The organism is Klebsiella sp. HMSC09D12 (assembly GCF_001808475.1).
Lineage (GTDB): Bacteria > Pseudomonadota > Gammaproteobacteria > Enterobacterales > Enterobacteriaceae > Klebsiella > Klebsiella oxytoca.
Genome location: NZ_KV793411.1, coordinates 1 through 9,150 on the forward strand (window position 1 = coordinate 1; position 9,150 = coordinate 9,150).

The 9,150-nt window shown below is 56.3% G+C and carries 8 protein-coding genes; 7 read left to right on the forward strand and 1 reads right to left on the reverse strand.

Annotated features, from left to right (window positions below):
- The 3 genes from HMPREF3178_RS04575 to HMPREF3178_RS04585 all read left to right on the forward strand — a co-directional run.
- Positions 1-552: fimbrial biogenesis chaperone (locus tag HMPREF3178_RS04575; protein ID WP_070585038.1), on the forward strand; the 552-nt coding region annotated here is incomplete at its 5' end.
- Between the two features lie 56 nt (positions 553-608).
- Complete coding sequence (locus tag HMPREF3178_RS04580) at positions 609-3,131, forward strand: fimbria/pilus outer membrane usher protein (RefSeq protein ID WP_017145363.1); 2,523 nt, start codon at positions 609-611, stop codon at positions 3,129-3,131.
- 13 nt (positions 3,132-3,144) lie between these two features.
- Entirely contained in the window at positions 3,145-4,230 is a 1,086-nt protein-coding gene (locus HMPREF3178_RS04585; protein WP_017145362.1) for a fimbrial protein, read from the forward strand.
- A gap of 82 nt (positions 4,231-4,312) precedes the next feature.
- On the opposite strand, the gene rsmI is transcribed toward HMPREF3178_RS04585, so the two are convergent.
- Positions 4,313-5,176 (reverse strand): 16S rRNA (cytidine(1402)-2'-O)-methyltransferase, encoded by an 864-nt coding sequence (gene rsmI / locus HMPREF3178_RS04590; protein ID WP_017145361.1) that lies wholly within the window; start codon positions 5,174-5,176, stop codon positions 4,313-4,315.
- 63 nt (positions 5,177-5,239) lie between these two features.
- On the opposite strand from rsmI, the gene HMPREF3178_RS04595 reads away from it, so the two are divergent.
- The 4 genes from HMPREF3178_RS04595 to dolP all read left to right on the forward strand — a co-directional run bounded on the left by HMPREF3178_RS04595 (position 5,240) and on the right by dolP (position 9,052).
- Positions 5,240-7,321 carry a penicillin-binding protein activator gene (locus HMPREF3178_RS04595; RefSeq protein WP_017145360.1) on the forward strand — a complete coding sequence of 694 codons (2,082 nt, stop codon included), beginning with the start codon at positions 5,240-5,242 and terminating at the stop codon, positions 7,319-7,321.
- A complete protein-coding gene (locus HMPREF3178_RS04600) occupies positions 7,279-7,665 on the forward strand; it encodes a YraN family protein (protein ID WP_004106044.1) in 387 nt (128 codons plus the stop codon). Before HMPREF3178_RS04595 ends, HMPREF3178_RS04600 begins: the two co-directional genes overlap by 43 nt.
- 211 nt (positions 7,666-7,876) lie before the next feature.
- Positions 7,877-8,467 carry a DnaA initiator-associating protein DiaA gene (diaA, locus tag HMPREF3178_RS04605; RefSeq protein WP_002918211.1) on the forward strand — a complete coding sequence of 197 codons (591 nt, stop codon included), beginning with the start codon at positions 7,877-7,879 and terminating at the stop codon, positions 8,465-8,467.
- A gap of 9 nt (positions 8,468-8,476) precedes the next feature.
- Entirely contained in the window at positions 8,477-9,052 is a 576-nt protein-coding gene (dolP, locus tag HMPREF3178_RS04610) for a division/outer membrane stress-associated lipid-binding lipoprotein (RefSeq protein WP_004106049.1), read from the forward strand.
- Positions 9,053-9,150 lie beyond the last annotated feature (98 nt).

The following is a 9,150-nucleotide window of genomic DNA, read 5'->3' on the forward strand; positions in this document are numbered from 1 at the left end:
CAGCAAAAGTTCGATTTATTCAACAAAGCCTCATGGATTGATAATCCGCAAGGAACAATCCGCGGGCCGTTTATTATGACCCCGCCGCTGTTTCGCCTGAATGCCGGCGACGACTCCTCATTGCGCATTATTAAAACCGAAGGCAATTTGCCGGAAGATAAAGAGTCGCTGTTTTACGTTAACGTGCGGGCTATTCCGGCCCAATCGAAAAGTGAAGCGGAAAAAACCAACGCGCTGACCCTGGTATTTAAAACCAGAATAAAGCTTTTCTATCGCCCGGCGCATCTTAAAGGCGCCCCGCAGGATGCGTGGAAATCTATACAATATAAGCGAACGAATAATACCTTAGATATCTATAACCCATCCGCCTATTACGTGGTATTTGCCGGCATCGCATTGGGTAAAACAGATTTAACCAATCAGGTTGACTATATCGCTCCCGGCGAGCACAAACAAATTCCGCTACCTGCCGCATCGGGTAATACCGTGCAGTGGGCCGCCATCAATGACTATGGCGGTACCACGGCAAAAGAAACTCGGGTACTGCAATAACGCTTACGCAGGCAAGACGTAAATAACAATAAATAACGGATACGGGCAATCAGGGAATGCAAAGCAACACCACAGGGAAAAAAAACGTGCTGGCGCTTAAAAGCCTTGCTTACAGGGTCAGGCACGCTTTGCCGATGATGCTGGCCGGCAGCGGCCTGATATGCCATGTCGCGCAGGCCGACGACTTTTATTTCGATCCTTCGCTGCTGGAAACCAACAAAAGCGGCCTGCAAACGGTAGATCTATCAGCCTTCTCTCAGGACAGCGCCCAGCTACCCGGCGAGTATATCGTTGATATTTATATTAATAATAAGAAGCTGACGCAGCGTAAAATCCCGTTTGTCGCCGGAGATAACCACCAGCTTATCCCCCAGTTTACCGTCGGCCAGCTGCGCGAGCTGGGCTTTAAAGTTGATGAGATCCCGGCGCTGGCGGAGCTGGACGATGCAGCAAAAGTCACCAACCTCGCGCAAACGGTGCCGAACAGCAGCAGCGAGCTGGATCTCAACCACGGTAAGCTGAACATGAGCGTACCGCAAATTATGCTCTACCGCGATGCCAGAGGCTATGTTGATCCCTCCCGCTGGGACAATGGCATCCCGGTGCTGTTCACCAACTATAACTTTACCGGTTCAGAGAGCCGCTACGACGGCGGCGAGCGCAGCAGGCGCCAGTATCTGAACATGCAGAACGGCGCCAACCTCGGCCCGTGGCGGCTGCGCAACTACTCGACCTGGACGCACAACAGCGACACTTCGCAGTGGGACAGCATTAATACCTGGCTGCAGCGGGATATCAAAAGCCTCAAATCGCAGCTGGTGATGGGCGAAAGCGCGACTGACGGCAGCGTGTTCTCCAGCTATCAGTTTACCGGCGCGCGGCTCTATTCCGATGACAGCATGCTACCTAACAGCCAGCGCGGCTTTGCGCCGACGATCCGCGGGATCGCTAACTCCAGCGCTATCGTGACGGTTCGTCAGAACGGTTACACCATTTACCAGAGCACCGTGCCTGCCGGCGCGTTCGAGATCAACGATCTGTATCCCTCCTCATTCAGCGGCGATTTAGACGTGACGATTGAAGAGGCTGACGGTACCACGCGCCATTTTGTACAGCCGTTCTCCTCCCTGCCAATGATGCAGCGGCCGGGGCACCTCAAATATAGCGTCACCGCCGGGCGCTTTCGGGCGGCAGACTCGGAGGACAGTAAAGAACCGGAGTTCATTGAAACTACGGGGATTTACGGCCTGAGTAACACCTTTACGCTGTACGGCGGCCTGACGGGCTCCGAGGATTACCAGGCGTTAACTCTGGGTATCGGCGGTACGCTGGGAGAGTTTGGCGCCCTGTCGATGGATATTGGCCGGGCGGATACCCGCTTTGATAACGGCGACAGCGATTCCGGCTACAGCTGGCGCACCCAGTACATTAAAGATATTCCAGAGACCGGCACCAATCTATCGCTGGGCTATTACCGCTATACCAGCACTGGCTACTTCACGTTCTCAGATGCCAACCAGCGGGATATCGACGCCGGCGATCGGCAGAGCAGCGAAATCCAGTTCAGCATTAATCAGAATCTGTTTACCGGCGTCAGTTTTTACGCTTCCGGTTCGCAGCAGGAATACTGGGACAAAGGGCAGAAGGACAAAAACCTGTCGATTGGCCTCAGCGGCAACCTGTGGGGTGTCAGCTATAACGTCAGCGGCCAGTTTACCGACTATGCCGATCGCGACAGCGATCGTTCGCTGTCCATCAGCCTCAGCGTACCGCTGGACCGCTGGCTGCCGCACGCTAACGCCAACTGGCGGATCACCAGCCAGAAGGAGCAAGCGACCCAGCATGAAGTCGGAATCAACGGCTCCCTACTGGAAGATAGCCGTCTGAGCTACAGCCTGAAACAGCGTCAGAGCGAGAATAACGACAGCAACGGCAGCAGCCTCTACGGCAGCTATCGTTCCGCCTACGGCACCGTCAACGCCGGTTACGATTACAGTTCCGATAACCGCCAGATGAGCTATGGCCTGGCCGGCGGCATCGTGGCGCACGGCCACGGCGTCACCTTGTCGCAGCCGCTGGGTAACGCCTTTGCGCTGATTGATGCCGATGGCGCCTCTGGTATACGCGTCAAAAACTATCCCGGAATCGCTACCGACTACTTCGGCTATGCCGTGATCCCCTACCTGACCTCTTATCAGGAGAACCGTATCTATCTGGATACCACCATGATGCCGGATGACGTCGACGTCACCCAGACCATGAAGCTGGTGGTTCCGAGTCAGGGAGCGGCTGTGACCGCGCAGTTTAGCGCCAAAATTGGCCAGCGCGTGCTGCTGACGCTGACCGACAGAAACGGTAAACCGCTGCCGTTTGGCGCGATGGCCAGCAGCGAAAGCCAGCAGCAGAGCATTGTTGATGAAGGCGGCGTGCTCTATCTCACCGGCGTCAACGAACGGCCGCAGGCCTGGAACGTGCGCTGGGGGAATGAAGAGCATCAGCAGTGCCGATTTACGTTTAGCCTGCCCGCTAACGGTCAGCGCACAGCCTCCGTTATTCGGGCCACGACAACATGCCGCTAAGGAACAAAACACCATGAAAAACGCGATTTATCTTTTAACCGGCGGCATTGCTCTCGCCCTGTTTGCCGCAGCACCGGCACGCGCGGCGATGGGCGGCTGCGAAGCCGTAGGCGGGCCTGTTAATTTTACCACCAGCTTTGCCAACGACTGGACAAAAGAGCAAAACGTCGCCGGGACTTTAATAGACCTGACCTCCGGCACCACCTCTGGCGGTAGCTATAAAATGGTTTGCGACTGTCCTGCCAACACCGGGGTTAATCTCTACTATTCAACAACCACGCCGTTAGCTAACTCCGGCTATTCCGGATTTCAAAAATTAAATGACAGTCTGGATATTAAAACGGTGATTACCGATGTACCTGGCGTATCGGCGCTTACGGTTCCTACTAACATAAACTCACCGGCTAGAGGCGAAGGTTATTTTAAGGCTGCAAACGATAATGGCGTATGTAATGGGGATCCTGACGATCAGCGCGCCGGGGCATTTACCGTGGGCAGTAACATCAGCATTACCTTTCGCGTCTCCAGGCCTTTTTTAGGCCGGATGGAGATCCCCAGTACGCATATCGCCACCCTCCAGTCGGCATGGAGCAGCTCGACTGCTTATGCTAAAGGCGTATTTAAAGATCTTGCCGATATCTATCTCCAGGGCAGTATTACCGTACCGCAAAGCTGCAAGATAAACGAAGGCGATATTATTCAGGTCAATCTCGGTAATATTAACGCTTCACGATTTATCACCAAAGGTCAAAGGCCGGAAGGCTATACGCCAATACAATTTGATATAAATTACGATTGTGGTGATACATCCACCATTAAAAACACCTTATTCATGCAAATAGAAGGGGAGGATGTGGTCGATGATTACAGTCTGGTTGCCCGCCGTAGAGAATCCGATAACGTGCCAGACGTAGGTATTCAAATGGCTAACATAACTGTGAGTAATAATTTAATCCCTTTCCATAACGGGTTAATCACATTAGACTCATCAGGAATTGGTCATTCACGGATGCAAGCCTATCCTGTTAACCTGATCGGTGGACAGTTGCAACCCGGCCCATTTAAAGGTACGGCTACGATTACCGTTGTCGTAAGATGAGCTACATTTATATTTTTCTAAATTCTACATCCCCGATGGCCTGCCTGAACGAAATCAGGGATGTAGAAATACATATTAAGCCCTACGCTCCCTGCTGCTCCAGAGCATACTTATACAGCGCGTTTTTCTTCACGCCGTGAATTTCTGCGGCCAGGGCAGCGGCTTTTTTCAACGGTAGCTCGGCCTGCAGCAGGGCCAGCGTGCGCAGCGCCACCGCCGGCAGCGCCTCTTCCTGCGCTTTAAAACCCTCGACGATGAGCACCATCTCGCCTTTACGGCGGTTTTCATCTTCTTTCACCCATGCCAGCAGCTCGCCGATTGGCGCGCCGTGAATCGATTCCCAGGTTTTGGTTAGCTCTCGCGCCAGCACCACGTAGCGGGACTTGCCCAGTACCGTGCAGATATCTTCCAGGCTTTCCAGCAGGCGGTGGGTCGATTCATAGAAGATAATGGTGCGCGGCTCTTCTTCCAGCGCCTTCAGCGTATCGCGACGCCCTTTAGACTTCGCAGGCAGAAAACCTTCGTAGCAGAAACGATCCGACGGCAGCCCCGCCGCGCTCAGCGCCGCAATCGCAGCGCAGGGGCCGGGCAGCGGCACCACGCGGATATTGGCCTCGCGGCAGGTGCGCACCAGATGGTAACCGGGATCGTTAATCAGCGGGGTTCCGGCATCGGAAACCAGGGCGATGTTTTGCCCCTCTTTTAGCTTCGCCACCAGCGTTTCCGCTTTTTGCTGCTCGTTATGGTCATGAAGCGCAAATAACCGGGCGTTAATCGCAAAATGCTGCAGCAGCAAACCGGTATGGCGGGTATCCTCGGCCGCAACTAAATCAACGGCTTGCAACACTTCCAGAGCGCGTTGCGTGATATCAGACAGATTCCCTATCGGAGTGGGCACAATATAGAGCTGTCCCTGAGAATTATCTGCTGATTCGTGTTGTTTCATTGTCTCGTCCGTATTGCCGAATTAATATTGAGCATTGAGCCAAAAAAATATCACTGGACACATATGGTACCGTCAACATTTCTTCGTTCTAAACCCGTGCGTTGTCTGCCCGTACTGCTGGCCGCTCTGATCTTTGCCGGCTGCGGCACCCACACCCCGGACCAAAGCACGGCGTATTTGCAGGGTACGGCACAGGCAGACTCCAGTTACTATCTGCAACAGATGCAGCAAAGCTCGAATGATAGCAAGACCAACTGGCAATTACTCGCCATTCGTGCACTGCTGAAAGAAGGTAAGAAACCGCAGGCCGTTGAGCTGTTCAACCAGCTGCCGTCCGGTCTTAACGCTGCGCAAAGTCGCGAACGGTCGTTGCTGGCGGTAGAAGTGAAGCTGGCGCAGAACGACTTCCAGGGCGCGCAGGCGCTGCTGAGCAAACTCGATCCGGCAAGCTTTGAGCAGAACCAGCTGCCGCGCTACTGGCAGGCGCAAATTGACGCCAGCCAGGGGCAGCCTTCGCTGAACCTGCTGCGGGCCCTGGTCGCCCAGCAGCCGCTGCTGAGCCTGGCCGCGCAAAAGCAGAAGAACATCGACGCGACCTGGAAAGCGCTCACCGCGATGACCAAAGATCAGGCCTACGCGCTGGTGATTAACGCCGACGAGAACGTTCTGCAGGGCTGGCTGGACCTGCAGCGCATGTGGTTTGATAACCGCAGCGATCCGACGATGCTCAAAGCAGGCATCAAAGACTGGCAGACCCGCTATCCGCAAAACCCGGGCGCGAAAATGCTGCCGACGCAGCTCGTCAATATGCAAAACTACCAGGCCGCATCGACCAATAAAATCGCGCTGCTGCTGCCGCTTAACGGCCAGGCGGCCATTTTTGGCCGGACTATCCAGCAGGGCTTTGAAGCAGCGAAAAACGGCGCGCCTGCCGTTTCCGGAAGCGCGGTGCCCGCCCAGGTCGCCCAGGCGGCGAATGTTGCCGATAGCGCAGTGGTAAGCCCGTCGCAGGCGGAAGTAACCGATCTGACGGCGACGAACAGTGCTCAGGCGCCGGTACAAACGCCAGCTGCCGACCAGGCGCAAGCTCAGGCGCCGGTCACTGCACCGGAGGCGACATCCGCCCCGGCGCCGGAGACCGCCAGCCAGCCGGTACAGGCACCGCAGACGCAGGCTGTGTCCGCCACCCCGGCTAACCCGGCCGCCGAGCTGAAAATCTATGACACCACCACGCAACCGATGAGCCAGCTACTGGCTCAGGTACAGCAGGACGGCGCGACCATCGTCGTCGGCCCGCTGCTGAAAGATAACGTCGAACAGGTCATCAAGAGCAATACCTCGCTGAACGTGCTGGCGCTCAACCAGCCGGAGAAAATCGAAAACCGGATTAATATCTGCTATTTCGCCCTCTCTCCGGAAGACGAAGCTCGCGACGCGGCGCACCACATACACGATCAGGGTAAACAGACTCCGCTGCTGCTGGTGCCGCGCGGCGCGCTGGGCGATCGCGTGGTTAATGCCTTTGCCAATGAGTGGCTGAAGCTGGGGGGCGGCACGGTACTGCAACAGCGTTTAGGTTCCACGGCCGAGCTGCGCGGCAGCGTTAACAGCGGTATTTCATTAAGCGGTACGCCGGTTTCTACCCTGCCGTCAGCGCAGGACAGCGCTCTGGGAAGCCCGAGCGATGTGCCGGTCAGCAGCACCGGCGGCGTCGACGCCGCTTACATCCTGGCGACGCCGGAACAAATTGCTTACGTCAAGCCGATGATTGCCCTGCGTAACGGTAGCCAGAGCGGCGTGACGTTGTACGCCAGCTCCCGCAGCGCCCAGGGAACCTCCGGCCCGGACTTCCGTCTGGAGATGGAAGGCCTGCAATACAGCGAAATCCCGATGCTGGCGGGAAGCAACCCGGCGCTGCAGCAGCAGGCGCTGGCCGCCGTTCGTAACGACTACTCGCTGGCGCGCCTGTACGCCATGGGCGCCGACGCCTGGTCTCTGGCCAACCACTTCTCGCAGATGCGCCAGGTGCCAGGCTTTGAGCTGAACGGCAATACCGGCGATCTTACGGCCACGCAGGATTGCGTGATCAACAGGAAACTGTCATGGCTCAAATACCAGGGTGGGCAAATCGTCGCAGCCAACTAAGTAAACAGACCGGCGATGCCTGGGAAATGCAGGCGCGCCGCTGGCTGGAGCGCCAGGGTTTGCGCTTTATCGCCGCCAATGTCCGCGAGCGCGGCGGCGAGATTGACCTCATCATGCGCGACGGTAGCGTCACCGTATTTGTCGAAGTACGCTATCGTCGCAGCGCAAGCTACGGCGATGCCGCTTCCAGCGTCACGCCGCAAAAGCAACAAAGACTGCTCAAAGCCGCGCGTCTGTGGCTCTGCCGACAGAATGGGAGCTTTGAGACTGTGGATTGCCGTTTCGATGTGGTAGCCTTCACCGGAAACGACATCCAATGGCTAAAAAACGCCTTTGGCGAATAGCGTATACCCAAAATAATTGGAGTTGCAGGACAAAGCACTTGTGCTTTGAACAGCGCTGGCGCTGGCCCCGAAGGGGCGAGACCGCAGGCCGAGTAACGCGGCAAGCGAGAAAGTCCCGATGAGCTGACTCAAGTCAGTGATTCGGGCGAACGAGCGTAGCCAACGCACAAGCAACCTGAAGTATGATGGGTAAAATGAATTAAGGGATCCCGTGCTCGACAGAATCAAAGCCTGCTTCACCGAAAGCATTCAAACCCAAATTGCAGCAGCGGAAGCACTCCCGGACGCCATCTCCCGTGCGGCTATGACGCTCGTACAATCGCTGCTGAACGGCAACAAAATTCTCTGTTGTGGTAATGGCACTTCCGCCGCCAACGCACAGCATTTTGCTGCCAGCATGATTAATCGTTTCGAAACTGAACGCCCTGGTTTACCCGCCATTGCACTAAATACCGATAATGTGGTCTTAACCGCAATTGCCAACGATCGCCTGCATGATGAAATCTATGCCAAGCAGGTGCGGGCGTTGGGACACGCCGGCGACGTACTGCTGGCGATTTCTACGCGCGGCAATAGCCGGGATATCGTGAAAGCCGTGGAAGCGGCGGTCACCCGCGATATGACTATCGTGGCGTTAACCGGTTATGACGGCGGTGAACTGGCTGGCCTCTTAGGGCAGCAGGACGTCGAAATCCGCATTCCCTCGCATCGCAGCGCGCGAATTCAGGAAATGCATATGCTCACCGTCAATTGTCTGTGCGATTTGATCGATAACACGCTTTTTCCACACCAGGACGATTAAGGAGAACACATGAAGGCTCTCTCGCCCCTCGCCATTCTGCTGTCTGCGCTACTGCTTCAGGGATGCGTTGCCGCAGCGGTAGTTGGCACGGCAGCGGTCGGCACCAAAGCCGCGACGGACCCGCGTACGGTAGGTACTCAGGTGGATGACAGCACGCTGGAGCTACGCGTCAACAGCGCGCTATCTAAAGATGAACAAATTAAGAAACAGGCCCGCATCAACGTGACCGCCTACCAGGGTAAAGTCCTGCTGACCGGTCAGTCTCCAACGCCAGACCTCTCCGCGCGCGCGAAGCAAATCGCAATGGGCGTAGAAGGGACAACGGAGGTGTTTAATGAGGTGCGTCAGGGCCAGCCGATCGGCTTAGGCACCGCCTCTTCGGATACCTGGATCACCACCAAAGTCCGCTCCCAGCTGCTGGGTACCGACCAGGTGAAATCCTCCAACGTGAAGGTAACAACCGAAAATGGCGAAGTGTTCCTGATGGGTCTGGTTACCGATCGTGAAGGACGCGCGGCGGCGGATATCGCCAGCCGGGTAAGCGGCGTGACTCGCGTCACCACCGCTTTTACCTATATCAAGTAAACGTTAACCCCCCGGCTTGCGCTTTGCTGAGCCGGGCTACGGGTTCATCGCCTGCTGTAAACCCGTAGCCCGGACAGGCGCACAGCGCCGCCTCCGGG

Excerpts from the sequence above, each read along its gene's own strand:
- HMPREF3178_RS04585 (WP_017145362.1), top strand. The coding sequence starts at position 3,145 with ATGAAAAACGCGATTTATCTTTTAACCGGCGGCATTGCTCTCGCCCTG.
- HMPREF3178_RS04600 (WP_004106044.1), top strand. The coding sequence starts at position 7,279 with ATGGCTCAAATACCAGGGTGGGCAAATCGTCGCAGCCAACTAAGTAAA.
- HMPREF3178_RS04580 (WP_017145363.1), top strand. The coding sequence starts at position 609 with ATGCAAAGCAACACCACAGGGAAAAAAAACGTGCTGGCGCTTAAAAGC.
- rsmI (WP_017145361.1), bottom strand. The coding sequence starts at position 5,176 with ATGAAACAACACGAATCAGCAGATAATTCTCAGGGACAGCTCTATATT.
- HMPREF3178_RS04595 (WP_017145360.1), top strand. The coding sequence starts at position 5,240 with ATGGTACCGTCAACATTTCTTCGTTCTAAACCCGTGCGTTGTCTGCCC.
- dolP (WP_004106049.1), top strand. The coding sequence starts at position 8,477 with ATGAAGGCTCTCTCGCCCCTCGCCATTCTGCTGTCTGCGCTACTGCTT.